General features: G+C 49.4%; 20 protein-coding genes. 3 read left to right on the top strand and 17 right to left on the bottom strand.

The features are described from left to right. Nucleotides 1-2 precede the first annotated feature (2 nt). The gene (locus ATL17_RS05440; protein ID WP_133571742.1) at nucleotides 3-1598 is read right to left on the bottom strand and encodes a CHASE domain-containing protein; all 1596 of its coding nucleotides are present in this window, start codon (nucleotides 1596-1598) and stop codon (nucleotides 3-5) included. A 138-nt stretch (nucleotides 1599-1736) separates the two neighbouring features. On the opposite strand from ATL17_RS05440, the gene ATL17_RS05435 reads away from it, so the two are divergent. Beyond that, the gene (locus ATL17_RS05435) at nucleotides 1737-1970 is read left to right on the top strand and encodes a CsbD family protein (RefSeq protein WP_133571741.1); all 234 of its coding nucleotides are present in this window, start codon (nucleotides 1737-1739) and stop codon (nucleotides 1968-1970) included. A 50-nt stretch (nucleotides 1971-2020) separates the two neighbouring features. On the opposite strand, the gene ATL17_RS05430 is transcribed toward ATL17_RS05435, so the two are convergent. The 3 genes from ATL17_RS05430 to ATL17_RS05420 all read right to left on the bottom strand — a co-directional run bounded on the left by ATL17_RS05430 (nucleotide 2021) and on the right by ATL17_RS05420 (nucleotide 4086). Then, a complete protein-coding gene (locus ATL17_RS05430) occupies nucleotides 2021-3010 on the bottom strand; it encodes a sensor histidine kinase (RefSeq protein ID WP_133571740.1) in 990 nt (329 codons plus the stop codon). 64 nt (nucleotides 3011-3074) lie between these two features. Beyond that, entirely contained in the window at nucleotides 3075-3242 is a 168-nt protein-coding gene (locus ATL17_RS05425; RefSeq protein WP_133571739.1) for a DUF1328 domain-containing protein, read from the bottom strand. Between the two features lie 37 nt (nucleotides 3243-3279). Then, complete coding sequence (locus ATL17_RS05420; protein WP_133571738.1) at nucleotides 3280-4086, bottom strand: response regulator; 807 nt, start codon at nucleotides 4084-4086, stop codon at nucleotides 3280-3282. 140 nt (nucleotides 4087-4226) lie between these two features. Here ATL17_RS05420 and ATL17_RS05415 point away from each other — a divergent pair, with 140 nt between their 5' ends. Next, nucleotides 4227-4430, top strand: coding sequence for a NepR family anti-sigma factor (locus ATL17_RS05415; RefSeq protein WP_133571737.1), 204 nt, complete (start codon nucleotides 4227-4229; stop codon nucleotides 4428-4430). Beyond that, on the top strand, nucleotides 4427-4987 hold the full coding sequence (locus ATL17_RS05410; RefSeq protein ID WP_133571736.1) for an RNA polymerase sigma factor: 561 nt from the start codon (nucleotides 4427-4429) through the stop codon (nucleotides 4985-4987). Before ATL17_RS05415 ends, ATL17_RS05410 begins: the two co-directional genes overlap by 4 nt. A gap of 121 nt (nucleotides 4988-5108) precedes the next feature. Here the strand turns inward: ATL17_RS05410 and ATL17_RS05405 are convergent, their stop codons facing one another. The 13 genes from ATL17_RS05405 to ectA form a co-directional block, all read right to left on the bottom strand. Next, a complete protein-coding gene (locus ATL17_RS05405; RefSeq protein ID WP_133571735.1) occupies nucleotides 5109-5621 on the bottom strand; it encodes a Dps family protein in 513 nt (170 codons plus the stop codon). A gap of 103 nt (nucleotides 5622-5724) precedes the next feature. Then, complete coding sequence (locus tag ATL17_RS05400; RefSeq protein WP_133571734.1) at nucleotides 5725-6825, bottom strand: AI-2E family transporter; 1101 nt, start codon at nucleotides 6823-6825, stop codon at nucleotides 5725-5727. A gap of 72 nt (nucleotides 6826-6897) precedes the next feature. Then, on the bottom strand, nucleotides 6898-7326 hold the full coding sequence (locus tag ATL17_RS05395; RefSeq protein WP_133571733.1) for a hypothetical protein: 429 nt from the start codon (nucleotides 7324-7326) through the stop codon (nucleotides 6898-6900). Between the two features lie 4 nt (nucleotides 7327-7330). Next, nucleotides 7331-7639: an ElaB/YgaM/YqjD family protein gene (locus ATL17_RS05390; protein WP_133571732.1), complete on the bottom strand. Its 309-nt coding sequence runs from the start codon at nucleotides 7637-7639 to the stop codon at nucleotides 7331-7333. Nucleotides 7640-7748: 109 nt separating this feature from the next. Then, nucleotides 7749-8876 (bottom strand): PRC-barrel domain-containing protein, encoded by a 1128-nt coding sequence (locus tag ATL17_RS05385; protein WP_133571731.1) that lies wholly within the window; start codon nucleotides 8874-8876, stop codon nucleotides 7749-7751. Nucleotides 8877-8922: 46 nt separating this feature from the next. Beyond that, nucleotides 8923-9645: a PRC-barrel domain-containing protein gene (locus ATL17_RS05380; protein WP_133571730.1), complete on the bottom strand. Its 723-nt coding sequence runs from the start codon at nucleotides 9643-9645 to the stop codon at nucleotides 8923-8925. A gap of 107 nt (nucleotides 9646-9752) precedes the next feature. Further along, nucleotides 9753-9911 carry a DUF3309 family protein gene (locus tag ATL17_RS05375; RefSeq protein WP_133571729.1) on the bottom strand — a complete coding sequence of 53 codons (159 nt, stop codon included), beginning with the start codon at nucleotides 9909-9911 and terminating at the stop codon, nucleotides 9753-9755. Nucleotides 9912-10099: 188 nt separating this feature from the next. Next, nucleotides 10100-10294 carry a hypothetical protein gene (locus ATL17_RS05370; protein WP_133571728.1) on the bottom strand — a complete coding sequence of 65 codons (195 nt, stop codon included), beginning with the start codon at nucleotides 10292-10294 and terminating at the stop codon, nucleotides 10100-10102. Between the two features lie 153 nt (nucleotides 10295-10447). Next, the gene (locus tag ATL17_RS05365; RefSeq protein ID WP_133571727.1) at nucleotides 10448-11884 is read right to left on the bottom strand and encodes an aspartate kinase; all 1437 of its coding nucleotides are present in this window, start codon (nucleotides 11882-11884) and stop codon (nucleotides 10448-10450) included. Nucleotides 11885-11960: 76 nt separating this feature from the next. Next, nucleotides 11961-12896: an ectoine hydroxylase gene (gene thpD, locus ATL17_RS05360; protein WP_133571726.1), complete on the bottom strand. Its 936-nt coding sequence runs from the start codon at nucleotides 12894-12896 to the stop codon at nucleotides 11961-11963. Nucleotides 12897-12934: 38 nt separating this feature from the next. After that, nucleotides 12935-13333 carry an ectoine synthase gene (locus ATL17_RS05355; protein WP_133571725.1) on the bottom strand — a complete coding sequence of 133 codons (399 nt, stop codon included), beginning with the start codon at nucleotides 13331-13333 and terminating at the stop codon, nucleotides 12935-12937. 3 nt (nucleotides 13334-13336) lie between these two features. Continuing rightward, nucleotides 13337-14629: a diaminobutyrate--2-oxoglutarate transaminase gene (gene ectB, locus ATL17_RS05350; protein ID WP_133571724.1), complete on the bottom strand. Its 1293-nt coding sequence runs from the start codon at nucleotides 14627-14629 to the stop codon at nucleotides 13337-13339. A 33-nt stretch (nucleotides 14630-14662) separates the two neighbouring features. Then, nucleotides 14663-15196 carry a diaminobutyrate acetyltransferase gene (ectA, locus tag ATL17_RS05345; protein WP_133571723.1) on the bottom strand — a complete coding sequence of 178 codons (534 nt, stop codon included), beginning with the start codon at nucleotides 15194-15196 and terminating at the stop codon, nucleotides 14663-14665. Nucleotides 15197-15237: the final 41 nt, after the last annotated feature.

The raw sequence follows: 15237 nt of genomic DNA, 5'->3' as shown, positions 1-15237 counted from the left end.
AATCAACGGCTCAGTGGAATATCGATAATAACGCTCAGGCCGTCTTTATCGAATTCACGTTCAATGCTGCCGCTTAATTCTCCGCGAATATTTGCGTCGATCAATTTAGTGCCGAACCCCTTCTTGTCCGAAGGTGGATTTGCATTTTCCGCAAACTCACGCCAATGCAGTTTTAGTCTGCGTTTGGCTTTTTTGCCTGATAGGCTCCATTCAACCTTTAACCTGCCGCCCGGTTCCGTCACCCCGCCATATTTAAGCGCGTTGGTTGCCAGTTCGTGGCATACAAGGCCGATGGCTTGCGTGGCTTGTTCGTTCAGTTCGGTTTTAGGGCCTTCCAACACCACATGGTCGGAGCCGTCGCCAAATACTTGTTCCAGCTCGGCGCTGAGCAGGGTGCGCAAGTCGGCGCGTTGCCATTTGGAGCGTGTCAGCAAATCTTGGGATTTGGACATGGCGTGCAAGCGGGCCGTGAAGCTTTCTGAAAAGTCTTCAATCGTCTCGGCGCTGTTGGCTGTTTGCCTTGCAATGGCCAGCACGCGGGCAATAGAGTTTTTGATCCGATGCCGCATTTCTTGCAGCAGCATTTCTTTCTCTTTTAGTGTCTCTTCCACAAGCCGCTTCACTTCATGCGCCTGGCGCACGGCATTTTGCTGCGCCACAATGGCGATGGCCAATGCAAAGGCTAAAATGGCTGACAAAGTGCCCAAGATGAGTGAGCTTAGATGCGGGAAGGGTGCGTCATAAAAGATAGAAGTTTCGTGCAGTTCAATGTTCCAAATGCGCCCGGCAAACTCCAACTCACGCACCACATTATATGTGGCATTCTCTGGCGCGAACTTTGCTGTTTGAAACAAAAACTGGTCGCCATCGGATGAGCGCAAGGCAACGCCTCGCGTTTCCTGCGGTGTGAGCGCCGCCAGATGAAGATCGCCAGCGCGGAATGGGGCATAGATAAAGCCGCGCACTTCGTCCTCAACAATGGTAGAGGCATCTGAGCGGCCAAAGGGGAAATAGACCAAAAAGCCCGCCTGTTTGTGGCTTGTGATTTCCTGCACCAATTCTACCGGGGCGCTCGCGGCGGCCTGACCACTTTGCAACGCGCGCATAATTGCGGCGCGGCGTGAGGGCTCTTCAAACATATCGTATCCCAAAGCGGCTTTGTTGCGCTCGTCCTGCGGTTCAAGCAGCACAATTGGGGTGCGATATTCTTGTTCAGTTTCCGGCCAAACGGCACGGCCGAGTGCGTAATTGGTTGAAATATCAAGCTGCGCTTTAATTTCCTCGCCCGTTTTGATGAAACGAGCATAACCAATGCCTTGAATGCCCGCATACTGGTCGTCAATGCCAAGTCCAGCAACAAATTGTTTGAACGCGGTGCCATCGACTTCACCGTCAGTCGCAGCGAAAAGCGCACGCGTGGCAGAAAGAAGCGCAATATGTTGGCGTAACCGTTCACGCAGTTGGTTCACGGCTTCTTCGGCCATAATTTCAAACCGTTTCTGCTCAGCATTAAGCTCCGCACGATAGACGACGGTGGTCATGCCAATGCCTAGGCTGGTAACCAGCAAGAAAACGATAAATGGTAAAAAGCGCTTCATATAGGGCTTAAATCTCCGCGTCAGATTTTATATGACCAAACAGAATTGGCCGCAAGATGGTCCATGTACGGTTTGGTCTTAGAGGAACAATTGCCTTTAATTAACGTTCTTCTTTCACAGCTAAGAAAGGAGAATATCATGACTTGGCAAAACAGCTCAGCCAAATGGGAGCAAATCTCTGGCAAATGGGAGCAATTTAAAGGCGAAGCGCAAGTGCAGTGGGGTAAACTCACGGATGATGATCTCGATGTTATTGACGGGAACCGCAAAAAGCTTGTGGGCAAATTGCAAGAGAAATACGGGAAAGCCCAGGAAGACGTTGAAGAAGAAGTCGATCTTTGGATCGTAAATTCACGTCTGGATGAGCACTGATAATCCAGTGAAACTCAGAACCAAAATGGCGGCCATTCTGGTCGCCTTTTTTATGCGTTAGAGGGGAAAGATATGGCATATCTCAGGGTATCCTCGCTGCGCGTGTAGTCCGCCTTGCCACCAACGGCGTTTGGCACAACTCTCTCTAAGATCGTGCTTCCGAAACGTTTTTCAGTTTGTTCTTCTTGTTCGTCTTTGGTTGGCTCCACCCAGTTCAACGTTAGGGTAGGGGTGGTGCTGTGCAGTTGCTGCAATTTTGTGGAGACAAAAATTTGCTTTTGCTCTTGTACAAAGCACCCGTAATTTACAGCATTGGACAGTAATTCATGAATTGCCAAACCAATATGCACCGCGGCATTGGGGCTGATCACCACATCCTCGCCTTCAAAAACCACAAGCTTTTTAATCTGTAGAGGGAAATAGCTGAGTTGACGCTCCAACATGTCTTTCAAGCTTGAGCCTTGCCAGTCTGTTTCCATGATTGAATCTTGAGACAGCGAAAGGCTTTGCAGACGGCCATGAAAGCTTTCCACAAATCGTTCCAATGTTGGGGCATGTCTTGCTGTTTGTGAGGCAACGCTTTGGATGATGGCCATCAGATTTTTGGACCGGTGGCTGACTTCTTTGAGCAATGTGCGCAAGGTTTTTTCGCGCCGCCGTTCGTCAGTCAAATCGTTGACCGTCGTGAAAATCTGTTTGCCGTCCTCGCGATCGAACACCAGTTCCACCAAAAAATGGTAGGTCCGTCCGCGATCATCCAGCCATTCAAACTCACGTTTTTGGCCAACTTCGAGGATTTTTTGTTTTTCGCTGGTGAGTTTTTCGCCAAGTTTATGACCAAAGATGCTCAAATCTGATGGTTTATCTTGGGTGCTAGGCGAGTTCCAATCAGGTGGGAGGTTTGCAATATAAAGATATTGCAGTTGTTCATCTTGCAACATCGCGCAAACGCCTGAGCGAACCAAGGCGAAGGTAAGATAGTCGCGCTGTCGGTTTGGGTCTGTTTGCTGTTTTTCCCAAGTGAGTGAATGAGTGTGCATAGAGGGTTCTTAAATTGAATTACAGGCGGTGCCCAAGGCACCACCTGTAAGATTTATACCATTTCTATGGTTTCCGCCGAACAAACCCTGTGATCACTGAAACGACCAAGAAGATCAGGAACAGATAGAACAAGATCTGTGCGATACCTGCTGATGCGCCGGCAATTCCGGAGAAACCAAATATACCTGCAATTACGGCGACAGCCAAAAAGATCAGTGCATAATAAAGCATTGTTTTTTCTCCTTTTGTTACTGTCTAATAAACGCCGCTAGGCCGATTTGGTTCCCTCCTCGGCGCTGTGACCATCAAAAAACAGTGCTTGGCTGATTAATGCTTTCACTGTTTCTTCGCGGAATGGCTTGGTCACCAAGAAAGTTGGCTCTGGCCGTTCACCCGTGAGCAAGCGTTCAGGATACGCTGTGATAAAAATCACAGGTAGCGCATCTTGGGTCAAAATTTCATTCACCGCATCGATACCAGAGCTGCCATCCGCCAATTGGATGTCAGCTAACACCAAGCCTGGGCGTTCCTTTGCGTAAAGTTCGCGGGCTTCGTCGTGGGTGCGGGCAATGCCGGTGACGGAATGGCCAAGATCATCCACCAATTGCTCAATATCCATAGCAATAAGCGGCTCATCTTCAATGATCATGACGCGGGTTGTGACCTGACGTGCAATATCTTGGTGTGCCTGATCCAACAGCTGCAACACATTTGAGCGATCTGTATCGAGAATTTCAGCAATTTCGTCATGTGAAAATTCTTCAACGCTGTGCAGCAAAAATGCATGGCGTGCATTTGATGGCATGGCGGAAAGGTTTGCAGTGGCGCGTTTTTCCCAGCTGAAGGGGCTGTCCATCGCCTGCAAATCTACTTTTGCAGAATTATGCAGAATGCAGAATAATTTATAGATGGCAACTTTGTCGCTTGATGCTTTTGGGAAGCTGCTTACATCTTCAATAAGTGTTTCCAACAGCAGCGCAACATAGGCGTCGCCAGAAGATTGAGAGCCAGTTGTGGCCCGGGCGAAGCGTCTCAAATAAGGTAGGTGAGCCGCGATACGTGTGGATAGTGACATAAATTTCTCCATTCCCCAGAACAGGTATACTTCTACACCAAACGCGCGCTTCAAAAAAAAGTTCCAAGGGGTGGGAACTTTTTTTTTAGATCGGCGTTTATTGTACAGCACTACGTAGTTTTCGAGAAATAGGCCGTGTAATGACAAAGAATGCCAACAAAAATGGCGTACACCTAAATGGAAATGCCGCAGGGTCGGCAGATGGAAGTGAAATGATTTCAGAAAAACTGAAGCAATTATACGATTCCGTATGTGATGAAGGTATTTCTGACCGGTTTTTGGATTTGTTGGAAAAGCTGGACGCTGCGGAGAAAAATTCTTCTGATGAGGAGCAATCCTCATGAGTGAGTCTAAACAGACTGATCCTTTTAAGCGCGAGCTTTTAAGTTGCTTGCCGGGCTTGCGCGGTTTTGCCATTTCATTGATTGGTCGTCACGACCGTGCTGATGATTTGGTGCAAGACACGATTGTGAAGGCCTGGGCCAACAAAACAAAGTTTGAGCCTGGCACCAATATGAAGGCGTGGCTGTTCACCATTTTGCGCAACGAATTTTATTCGCAAATGCGCAAGAAGGGTCGTGAGGTTCAAGATACGGATGGTGCCTTCACCGATTCATTATCTACCCACGCAGCTCAACAAGGGTCCATGGACTTGCAGGACTTCAAAAAAGCGCTCAGCCAATTGCCGGACGATCAACGCGAAGCCATTGTTTTGGTGGGTGCATCTGGTTTGTCTTATGAAGAAGCGGCTGAGATTTGTGGTTGCGCGATTGGCACCATCAAAAGTCGCGTCAATCGTGCGCGTGAGAAGTTGAAAGAGATTTTGGACGTCTCTGGGCACCAGGATTATGGTCCAGACGCTGGAACTTCCGCGGTGACAAAAGCACCGATTGCACTTTAGATAAGTGCAATATCCTCACCAAGAAGCAGGGCGCGAGCCCTGCTTTTTTATATCCATAATTTCGACGCACAAAAAAGGGTCGGTGGAAACCGACCCTGATCACATCTATGCCGAGATGATGTTATTCGCTTGCTGTTGCGCGGAGCATCCAGATTGCCTTTTCGTGGAAGGCCAAGCGTTCTGTCATCAGATCTTCAGTCACCATATCTTTGTTGTCGCCAGCTTTCTCGGCTGCTTCGCGCATTTTGCGACAAATCGCTTCGTGTTCGGCGATCAAATCGTCCACCATGTCGATGGCGGTTAGGTGTTCAACTTCTTTGCCGTCTGGCGCAAATTCTGATGCATTGCCGATTGTATATGGTGCAACATTCCCCAAAGCGCGCACGCGTTCGGCGATCACGTCAATTGCAGCGAACAAATCTTCATAGTGCTCTTCGGTCAATTCGTGCAGCGGCTTGAACAATGGGCCAACCACATTCCAATGATAAACGTGGCTTTTGATCATCAAGCGATAGCTGGCGCCCAAAACATCAGACAATGTTTTGGAAATGTCTTTGCGCAAGCCCTCATCGAGGCCAGTATTAATGTCTTCTGACGTTGATTTGGCATTCATAATTGATGAAACATTGGACATAGTTTTATCCTTTCGTTGAAGGCTTTTACTTTGTTATTGCAGGGCTAATGGGCTCAGCCCCGCTCTCTTTATAAAAACGGATTGGGCGGGCTTTGGTTCCGAATTATTCAGCGATTTCGTCAGCGTTTTTTGCGGCGGATTTGCTGTTTGGCACCGCTACAGTTTCATTGAGATTTTGCACAATGGTGTTCACGATCAACAGCATCGGCACTGCAATAAAGCCGCCCAGTGGTCCCCATGCCCAAATCCAATAGGTCAAGGTGACGAACACTAGAAATGGGTTCAGCATCATGGCGCGGCCGATGATGGTTGGGGTGACAAATTGTGCTTCGATGCCATTGATGATTGTGTAGATGATCACGGGGATCAGCGCCGCATTTAGCGTGTCAAATGTCACAAGGCCAACGCCGAAAAGGCTGGCGATCATGATCACGGGGCCGATGTATGTGATGTAATTCAACACGCCGGCCAACATGCCCCACAAGAAAGGTGCAGGAATGCCTGCGGCCCACAGCGCAAATGAGATGGTGAGGCCCAGGCCAATATTGATGAAGGTGATGGACAGCAAATAGCGCGAGATAAACTGCTCCACATCATCAAAAATGTGGGACACAGCCCGCCGTGTTCTTTCGACAGAGAACAGGCCGATCACGAAGGTTTTGATTTGCTCGCGTGTTGCGATGAAAAAATAAAGGCTGACCAGAAAAATCAGAATTTGTGCAAAGAAAGTGGGCGCAGAGAAGGCTACGGTTTCAATTGGTGAGCCGTCCTCCACCTGCACCACCATATCTGCCGATTGGCTGGTGAACTTGTTTAACTGTTCGCGCGCGCCTTCCACGGCCGACATCATACCTTGCCAATCGGCAAGGATGCCTTGCAGTTTGCGCCACAATTCAGGCAGGCGCGAGATCCAGCCGGAAAGCGGCAAGATGACTGCGGTGAGCATGGTGCTCAAGATCAAAAAGAAGGCAACCACCACCGCGCCGCCTGAGACGGCGGGCGAAACGCCAAACTTTTCAATGCGGTCGGCGAGCGGGCCGAACATAAGGCCAATCACGATTGACGAGACGAGGGGGGCCAAAATCACTTGCCCCCAAATCAGAAGCGCTGAGCCACCTAGCACAATGACCAAGGTCAAGGCACCCAATTGCAACAGGCTGATCACCCATGGGGCGGGCTGCAAATTTTCAAAATGATTGGACATAGGTGATCGTCTCACAGCTCTAATGATGACAAAGGGGCAAAAAATAAAGCCGACAGCGCAGCGGGGGCGGCGCTATCGGGGGAGTTGTTTTAGATCGGCTTTTTTGTCTTGTTCATTGCTCAGCAATGACCAGCCAATCAAGGCCACAGCGGGGGCAAGCAGCTTGTTCTTTTCCAAAGCACGGTCCACCGTTTCGTGTGCCAAGGTGGCCAACAATTGTGTTTGCGCCGCAGTTTGGCGCTCGCGGGCGCGTCGATCGCGCGCGCTTTTAAATAGCCAAACAAGTGCTGTGAGCACCAGCATGGACGCGGCGACGATCAAGGAGGCATAGATCGGATCTAATGCGCGTTCGAGGGCGAACCAGGCCGCCGCAATAAGCGCAATGTAGGCCACGATGCCAGTTGCAGCGCACACCAGCACCATGATGGAATTGGTTTGCACCCTATTCATCATGATGCTGGTGAGATGTGTGGTCAAAATGCTGATCGCGTTGTTTGACATTGGCTTATCCGCGTGAAGAAAGAAGCGCGATGGCAATGCCGGCACCTAGTGCCAAGCCAACGGATTTCAACGGCTGCTTCTTAATGTAAGTGCGGATTTGCTCCATTTCTTCATTGGCCAGATCGGCAGTTTTTTGCGTTGTTTCGCTCACTGCTTCTGCGGCCTGATCCATTTTGCTTTCGCCCTTATCGCTTACGGCTTTCATCAAAGCGTGCACATCGCTTTGCAAGCCTTCGATTTGGGATTCTAGCGCTTTAACGAGATCGGTTTGGTTGGTCGTACTTGTTTTGCGTGTTGTTGTTTTTGTAGCCATGGTGATCTCCTCTTCAGGTTACTAACAGTTAAACGCCACGCTTTTACTTTGGTTCCACAAAAAAAGAGGCGCTGAAAACAGCGCCTCTTGTGCAGATATTTTGAAATATCTATTTGATGATGATGCCATCAGGATTGTTTGTATATTCTTCTTCAGAATATGTTGGGCCTGATTCAAGTGTTGCTTTTGTGAAGTCAGAGCGTACACGCAAGCCACCATTGGCATCAGTGTAGATCTTCAATTCACTAGCAGCCAAAGCTACTGGCTTTTCGCCAAGGCCCAAGAAGCCACCTACATCAACGATATAAGCTGTCACTTGGCCATCTTGTGTCATCAACACGTCTGAGATTTCGCCAACATCTTCACGGTCTGGACCGTAAACACGAGTGCCCATCAATTCTTCGGCGCTCAATTCACCAGTGGCCACAGTTTCCATGCCTTCATCTTCCCAGTTCCAACCCATGTCGGTGTTCATTTGGGTAGAACCGTCAGTGTTCATTTCACCTTCAGCTGACATTTCAGTGTCGGCGTTCATGTCACCTTCGGCAGACATTTCTGTGTTTTCACCATCTTGTGGTGGTGTTGGCGCTTGCTCACCATCATTGTTGGTGGCGTTGTCCATAGTGTTTTCAACATTCTGCTGAGTTTCATTCAGCCATTGCTGACCTTCCTCAGTCCAAGACAAACGCTCAGATGTGTATTCACCTTCTGATTCAAGCTTTGCACGGTCAAATGCCGGTGCTGCTTCCAGGTCAGCTTTGGTCATGCTGGTCACGATAACGCGTTCGCCATCGCGCTCAACCCAAGTGATGTCTTCAACTGACAGGGCAACTTCTTTTTCGCCCAAGCCGAGGAAGCCACCAACACCAATGATGATCCATTCAGCGTTGCCTTTTTCGTCCATCACAACATCGTGGATGTTGCCAACAGATTCTGCGCCAGATTCACCTTCAACAAACACTTGCTTGTCGAGAAGGTTGGTGGCCAACAAGGCATTGGCGTCAACACCTGCATTGGTGCCCATTGCGCCGTCTTTGCCCATTGTGGCTGCATCGGCGTTTACATCTGTGTTCACTTCACCGTCAACTTGAACACCATCTTGTGTGTCCACGCTTACATCAGCTTCAACACCAGTTTGGGTGTCAGTTGAAAGTGTGTGGTTGTCAGCAAAACCAGCTGGGGCCATCAGGGCCAACAAAGCGGTTGTTGTAAGCAGTTTTGATGTCATCTTTTTCATTTTTATTCTCCTTGATAACTCTTTGACGCTTTCTAGGGGGAGGAAATTATTGTTGTTCTGCGCTCAGGCGTGCTTCGCCTTCAGCGGTCCATGAAAAGTCATCGACTGTGTATTCGCCGCTGGCTTCAATTGCTGCGCGATCAAACTCCTCTGCCGCTTCAAGTTCAGCCTGGGTCATTTGGGTTACAACAATTTGCTCATTGTCGATGTTTGCCCAAGCAACTTGTTCTGCTGCGATGGCAACTTCTTTTTCGCCAAGGCCGAGGAAGCCACCTACGCCAACGATTACCCAGTCAGCATTGCCTTCATCGTCCATCACAACGTCGTTCACATCGCCAACAACTTGAACATCGGCATCAGCGCTTGTGTGCACTTCTTGACCCAACAGGTCAGTTGCCAAAATTGCGCCGGCAGATAGGTCGGCAGACAATGATGTTTCTTCACCATTGTTCAGGTCCACAGTGCCGTCTACAGAAGCATCAGCGCTTGTGTCGCCATTTTCGCTGGTGTCGGTATCAACGCTTGTGTCAACAGTGGCGTCTACCCCGGCATCCACGCTGCCGTCAGTGTTGTTTTCGTCCGTGTCAACACCAGCGTCCACGCCAACGCCTGCACCCAAATCAACATTGAGGCCGTCATTGTTTTCGTCAGAGCTGGTTTCAACGCCTGCATCAAGATTTGTGTCAACGCCTACATTAAGGCTGTCGGCAAATGCTGGTGCAGATAGCAAAGTAATAATTGCTGTTGTTGCGAAAAGTTTCTTTGACATGTTTCTCTCCTTTTGTATTCACTCCATTTATATTTGTTTTGTTTTGGAGTTGGGTGAGGAACGTAATATTTAATATTTAGTTCCTAAAAATTTTTATTTTATTTTGCTTAGATGTAGCCGAGCATCCAAATAAGTAGGAATACGACCAGAATAAGGCCGATGCCGCCAACTGGGCGATAGCCCCAGCCGCGTGAATATGGCCATGCCGGTGCGGCGCCAACTACAGAAATGATGAGAAGTAGTAGTATAAGTGTGGTTATACCCATGATGTCCTCTGTTATGTTTTGGATCACTATTTGTTGATCACTAACAGAACGATATATTACTGGGTTTGTTCCAAACTATATTGTGGTTTTATTTAGGCAAAAAAATGGGCCAATTGTGAAGCAAGGGCTGGTTGGGGGGGGGGAGGGGAGGTGCTTCGCAATTGGCCCAATTCTGGAGGTCGTCTATTTTATTCGCTTGGTGTCAGTTCTTCGGGAACTTTCAGTTCAACTGATACGCTTTCGCTGCCGCTGAAATAGCCGCTGTAAGCCAAGTAGCCTACAAAAATCACCGCGGCTGCTAGGACGATGGCAACAAATACGCCTAGCGGGTTCGATGATGAGTTTGAAACGACAACTGTTTCTCTTTCATTATTATCTGACATCTCGTCGCTCCTTTCGTGCTGCCTGAACAACGTGCGACGCTCAACTTGGTTCCTGCAAAATTTAAAAGTTTTTTGCGTGTGGGCGGAAAAATTATTCAGACACAAAAAAAGCCGCCCGGTTGGGGCGGCTTTTTCACAATTATATATTGCAGATTATGCAGCGATCTTTTTCTCGAGCGCCTCGTTTTTTTCAACCAGCGCTTCGTGCAGAATTTTGATTGATGCATCATAATCTGATCGATCGACGATGATTTGCACATCCACCTTGCGCAGCAGGTCTTGCATGCTAAGCGGGGTGATGCCGGCTTTGGCGAGGGCCAAAATGGCTTGTGCCGCCACATCACAGCCTTTCAAATTGCGCCCAATGGCAGAAATGAACGCCACTTTGCGCGAGCTGATTTCTGCAGCCGGAAATTCTTTTGAAAGATCCGATTCAACCCGCTTAATGTTTTTCAGTGACCCTTTCAAAAAATGGGTGATGGTGTTGGCGTTAGATGTTTTGGAGATGATCTGCACCTTGTGGCGTGTCAACGCGTCCAAAATGCGGGTGTCATACCCTTTAACGCCCACCATATCTTGTTCGAAAAACTCAAAGGCAATCACATTGTCGAGGCCGGTAATGATTTCCACCCCGGCTTTTTCGCCTTGGTCGGTGGCGTTGATTGTGGTGCCTGGGTGTTCCGGCTCAAATGAGTTTTTGATCCGCAATGGAATATTTGCTTGGCGCAAGCCCTTCGCCGCAGAAGGGTGAATGGCTTCCATGCCCATATTCGACAATTGGTCAGCCACATCATAATTGGTGTCGCCGATCACTTGCACTGCGTCTTCACCCACCACTTTCGGGTCAGCAGAGGACAAGTGGAATTCTTTATGGATGATCGCTTCTTTTGCTTCGGTGATCACGGCGATGCGTGACAGTGTTACCTCGCTATAGCCGCGGTCATAGGTTTTCATCAACGCTTCTTTGGATTGGGCGTAACCTGTGACAATTGGCAGTTCTTTGCTCACATCGATGTCTTTGAACGCGTTTTTGATGTTCTCATCAAGGCTATATTGCTCTTCATTGCGCCAGCCTGAAAGGTCAACCATGCGCGCATTCACGCCATTCAACTGCAGCAGCAATGCGGTATTGTGCGCAGAATGAACTTCGCCCAATGCGGATAGCATTTCGCGTACAGTCAGCAGGTGATTGTCTAGGCGGAAATGGCCATATGAGCACAGACGGTGCAAATCGATCAGGCAAGAGCGTACGCCTTCAATCCGTTCACGCACGAAAGCGTTGGCTGTGCTAAGTGCCTGCTGGTCGCTGAAGATTTCGGCGTTGATTTCCTGCATGCGCTTGGCCAATTTGTCCAAGGCATCGCCCCAAGCCCAATCGCTTTCAGCGCTGGCAAAAAGAGCGTACACGCCAGGGGCGCCGGATTTTTTGTGCTCAAGCAGATCATTGGTGATGCCGCCATAGGCAGACACAACAAAGATGCGATTGTATAGCGCGTCACCTTTACGGTCCCCGATCAGAACATTTTCTAAAAGTTCGTGGGTACGTGACATAGATGTCCCGCCGATTTTCTCAACTGTGTGGTTCGGCATGGTTACTCCTTATTTGGACGCTTAAAATGTGCATCAGCGTGTGGCTGATGCACGGATTGGCGAATTTCAATGTGGCCTATTCAATATGCCCTTCGCGCAGGGTCAGCGGTTGTTTTGGCTGACGGCGCGCCAAGAAATTCGGGCGCGGTTTTTCTGCGCCGAATGGGGCTTCAAGTTGGTTCGACCACGCATTGTAAACAAAGAAAGCATTTGAGCGTGGGAAGGGGGTGATGTTGCCATTTGAGCCGTGCATGGTGTTGCAGTCAAAAAGGATTACGGTGCCTTTTTTGCCTGCCGCATATTCAATGCCATGCTTTTGCGCCATCTTGGATAGCGTTTCGGCTGAAGGTACGCCCACTTCTTGTTTTTTCAATGAGCTTTTATGGTTGTCCTCCGGCGTTTTGCCCGCGCAGGACACAAAAGTGTTCTGCGAGCCCGGCATCAACATCAGTGGCCCGTTCAGCGCATCATTGTCTGTGAGCAAAACGGAAGCTGAGATGGCGCGCATGCGCGGCATACCATCTTCGGCGTGCCAGGTTTCAAAATCTGAATGCCAGTAGAACTCTTTGCCCGTTAGGCCCGGCTTATAGTTTAAGCGAGATTGGTGCACATAGATTTCGTCATCCAGCAGAAACCGCACTGGTTCTGCAATGCGCACATCTTCGGCCAAACGAGAAAAGACTTCGCTTTGCAAGTCCAGATCGAAGATTGTGCGCACATCGTTGGTGTCCGGCTCGGTCACCAAGCTTTCTTGAGAGAGTTTTGTGCTATCTGAACGCAGGCGCGCGCTTTCTTCGACCAAGGCATCAATTTCACCAGGCAAAAAGATTTTCTCGAGGATGAGAAAGCCATCACGCTGGAACTTTTCAACCTGATCTGTAGCCAGTGGCGCACCGGGGCGCCATTCGGACCAGACAACAGGATCCTTCCGCTCAACCCAGCTTTCGCCATCTGTCAAACGTGTTACGTAATGATCTTCTTGTTCTATCGGCTTAATTGCAGCGCTGCTCATAGCTCGCTCCTTTTCGTTAGAAAACAAAAACTCACTCTCTATTCTGCCGCGACCTCCGGTGCAGGTGCGTATGAACCGTCTTCCCGGTGCACTTCGTTGCCCGTTACTGGCGGGTTGAAGGTACAAGCAAAGGTGATTTGGCTTTTGGCTGACAATTCGTGCTTGTCATTTTTATCCAAGGCATAAATCACGCCTGGCTTGATTTCATGCACTTCGCCTGTTGCCAAATCTTTGATCTGGCCTTCGCCCTCAATGCAGAACACTGCTTCAAGGTGATGCTTATAATGGAACACGTGTGAGGTGCCTGCTTTGATGCGGGTGATATGGAACGAGAAGCCCATATTGTCATCCGCTAGCAGCAGGCGGGTGCTGTCCCACCCGTCGGTGGAGATTAGTCGGTCAGTTTCACGTGCTTTGTTTAAATCGCGTACAATCATTTTTTACTCCGCTGCTGAGCGTTGGTTCTTGTCGACAAGGGTGCAATCAAATGCGGTCTCGATGATGTCGAGACCCTTGGCGAAGGTTTCTTTTTCAATGGTCAATGGCGCGAGAATTTTCACGATCTCGTCGTCACTGCCTGAAGTTTCAACGATCACGCCATTTTCAAATGCGTGCTCGCAAATGTCCGCAGCAGCTTCGCCGCTGCCGCAATCGATGCCCTTCATCATGCCGCGGCCTTTAAGGCTGAAGCCATATTTGTCGGCGATTGACTGAAGGCGTTGCTCCAAAAACTCAGACTTCTCTTTAATTTCCGCTTGGAAAGTGTCGTCTGACCAGAATTTCTCAATCGCCACTTTTGCTGTGATGAACGCATGGTTGTTGCCACGGAATGTGCCGTTGTGCTCACCCGGCTTCCAGATGTCCAATTCAGGTTTAAACAGGGTCACTGCAAATGGCAGGCCCATGCCTGAAAGTGACTTGGCCATGGTGATGATGTCCGGTTCAATGTCCATTTCTTCAAATGAGAAGAAGGTGCCGGTGCGGCCGCAACCCGCTTGAATGTCATCAACGATGAACAGCGCGCCGTGCTTTTTGGCGATGGCTTGCATTTTCTGCATCCATTCTTTTGAGGCAACGTTCAAGCCGCCTTCGCCTTGCACAGCTTCCACTAAAATGGCTGCCGGGGCATCAATGCCAGCTGAGCTGTCGCTCAACAAAATATCGAGCTGTTCTGCTGTATCTACATTGTCACCAAAATAGCCATCAAATGGGGCTCGGTGTACGCCAGACAGTTCGGTGCCTGCGCCGCCACGTTTTCCGGCGTTGCCCGTTGTGGCCAATGCGCCCAAGGTCATGCCGTGGAAGCCATTGGTGAATGAGATCACATTGGTGCGGCCTGTCACTTTCCGCGCAAGCTTCAATGCAGCTTCAACTGCGTTTGCACCTGTCGGGCCGGTGAACATGGTGCGATAGTCCATGTTGCGTGGGGCCAAAATGCGGCTATGGAATGTTTCCAGAAAATCGCGCTTTGCATTGGTGTGCATGTCCAAGCCATGCGCAATGCCGTCGCGGCTGATGAAATCGATCAGCGCTTGCTTCATGTCTGGGTCGTTGTGCCCATAGTTTAGCGAGGCGCAACCGGCCAGAAAGTCGATATATTCTTTGTCGTCAGCGCCATAGATAGTGGCGTTGACCGCGCGATCAAACATCTTTGGAAAGGCACGGCAATAGCTGCGCACGGCACTTTCGCGACGTTCAAATACGAGAAGGTCTTTTTGTTCACTATTGGTCATTGTGTGTCCTTGAAATTTTGATGATTGTCGGCGCTACGCTACTGAACGCAATACAGGGTGATTTTGTTTCACGGGCGCAATTGAAACCAAGTGCTCGGTGTCACCTTGGCCATCCAAATGCTTCTCTTCGTCAAACATCACTTTTTTGTCTAGGTCCGCGCCGAAAGCGTCAGCGATGGCGCCAAAAAGGGCCCAGCTCGCTTCATTGTCTTTGGTGATGGTGCTTTCGATTTTGCGCACGTCTTCACACACATCCCGCTTGAGGATGGTGTGGATCAATTGCTTAGCGATGCCCAAACCGCGGGCTTCTTCAGCAACACAAACTTGCCAAACAAATAGAGTGTCGGGCTTTTGTGGTGGAATGTAAGCGGAAATCCAACCCACTGGTTTGCCGTCCAGCTCTGCGATCACGCAGGTATCTGCAAAGTGCGTGCATTGCAGCAAATTACAATAGATTGAGTTTTCGTCCAGCTTCCCAGAGTTCTTTACAATGTCCCAAACGACGGACCCATCATTTGCAGTTGGTTTGCGGAATGTGGGGCGTGCTTTGGTGCTATTTGTTTTCATTTTTCAACAATCCATGTGTTGTGAAAATTCAAATTCGCTTT

Source organism: Maritalea mobilis, assembly GCF_004363175.1.
Classification (GTDB): Bacteria; Pseudomonadota; Alphaproteobacteria; order Rhizobiales; family Devosiaceae; genus Maritalea; species Maritalea mobilis.
The sequence above is the reverse complement of the archived record's forward strand: the minus strand, read 5'-3'. Positions and strand labels throughout refer to the sequence as shown.

Bases quoted from the DNA above. Each gene is read 5' to 3' on its own strand.
- ATL17_RS05410 (WP_133571736.1), top strand. From the start codon at position 4,427: ATGAGTGAGTCTAAACAGACTGATCCTTTTAAGCGCGAGCTTTTAAGT.
- ATL17_RS05440 (WP_133571742.1), bottom strand. From the start codon at position 1,598: ATGAAGCGCTTTTTACCATTTATCGTTTTCTTGCTGGTTACCAGCCTA.
- ATL17_RS05390 (WP_133571732.1), bottom strand. From the start codon at position 7,639: ATGGCTACAAAAACAACAACACGCAAAACAAGTACGACCAACCAAACC.
- ATL17_RS05375 (WP_133571729.1), bottom strand. From the start codon at position 9,911: ATGGGTATAACCACACTTATACTACTACTTCTCATCATTTCTGTAGTT.
- ATL17_RS05430 (WP_133571740.1), bottom strand. From the start codon at position 3,010: ATGCACACTCATTCACTCACTTGGGAAAAACAGCAAACAGACCCAAAC.
- ATL17_RS05395 (WP_133571733.1), bottom strand. From the start codon at position 7,326: ATGTCAAACAACGCGATCAGCATTTTGACCACACATCTCACCAGCATC.
- ATL17_RS05405 (WP_133571735.1), bottom strand. From the start codon at position 5,621: ATGTCCAATGTTTCATCAATTATGAATGCCAAATCAACGTCAGAAGAC.
- ATL17_RS05420 (WP_133571738.1), bottom strand. From the start codon at position 4,086: ATGTCACTATCCACACGTATCGCGGCTCACCTACCTTATTTGAGACGC.
- ATL17_RS05425 (WP_133571739.1), bottom strand. From the start codon at position 3,242: ATGCTTTATTATGCACTGATCTTTTTGGCTGTCGCCGTAATTGCAGGT.
- ATL17_RS05435 (WP_133571741.1), top strand. From the start codon at position 1,737: ATGACTTGGCAAAACAGCTCAGCCAAATGGGAGCAAATCTCTGGCAAA.
- ATL17_RS05415 (WP_133571737.1), top strand. From the start codon at position 4,227: ATGACAAAGAATGCCAACAAAAATGGCGTACACCTAAATGGAAATGCC.
- ATL17_RS05370 (WP_133571728.1), bottom strand. From the start codon at position 10,294: ATGTCAGATAATAATGAAAGAGAAACAGTTGTCGTTTCAAACTCATCA.
- ectB (WP_133571724.1), bottom strand. From the start codon at position 14,629: ATGACCAATAGTGAACAAAAAGACCTTCTCGTATTTGAACGTCGCGAA.
- ATL17_RS05380 (WP_133571730.1), bottom strand. From the start codon at position 9,645: ATGTCAAAGAAACTTTTCGCAACAACAGCAATTATTACTTTGCTATCT.
- ATL17_RS05355 (WP_133571725.1), bottom strand. From the start codon at position 13,333: ATGATTGTACGCGATTTAAACAAAGCACGTGAAACTGACCGACTAATC.
- ATL17_RS05385 (WP_133571731.1), bottom strand. From the start codon at position 8,876: ATGAAAAAGATGACATCAAAACTGCTTACAACAACCGCTTTGTTGGCC.
- ATL17_RS05365 (WP_133571727.1), bottom strand. From the start codon at position 11,884: ATGCCGAACCACACAGTTGAGAAAATCGGCGGGACATCTATGTCACGT.
- thpD (WP_133571726.1), bottom strand. From the start codon at position 12,896: ATGAGCAGCGCTGCAATTAAGCCGATAGAACAAGAAGATCATTACGTA.
- ectA (WP_133571723.1), bottom strand. From the start codon at position 15,196: ATGAAAACAAATAGCACCAAAGCACGCCCCACATTCCGCAAACCAACT.
- ATL17_RS05400 (WP_133571734.1), bottom strand. From the start codon at position 6,825: ATGTCCAATCATTTTGAAAATTTGCAGCCCGCCCCATGGGTGATCAGC.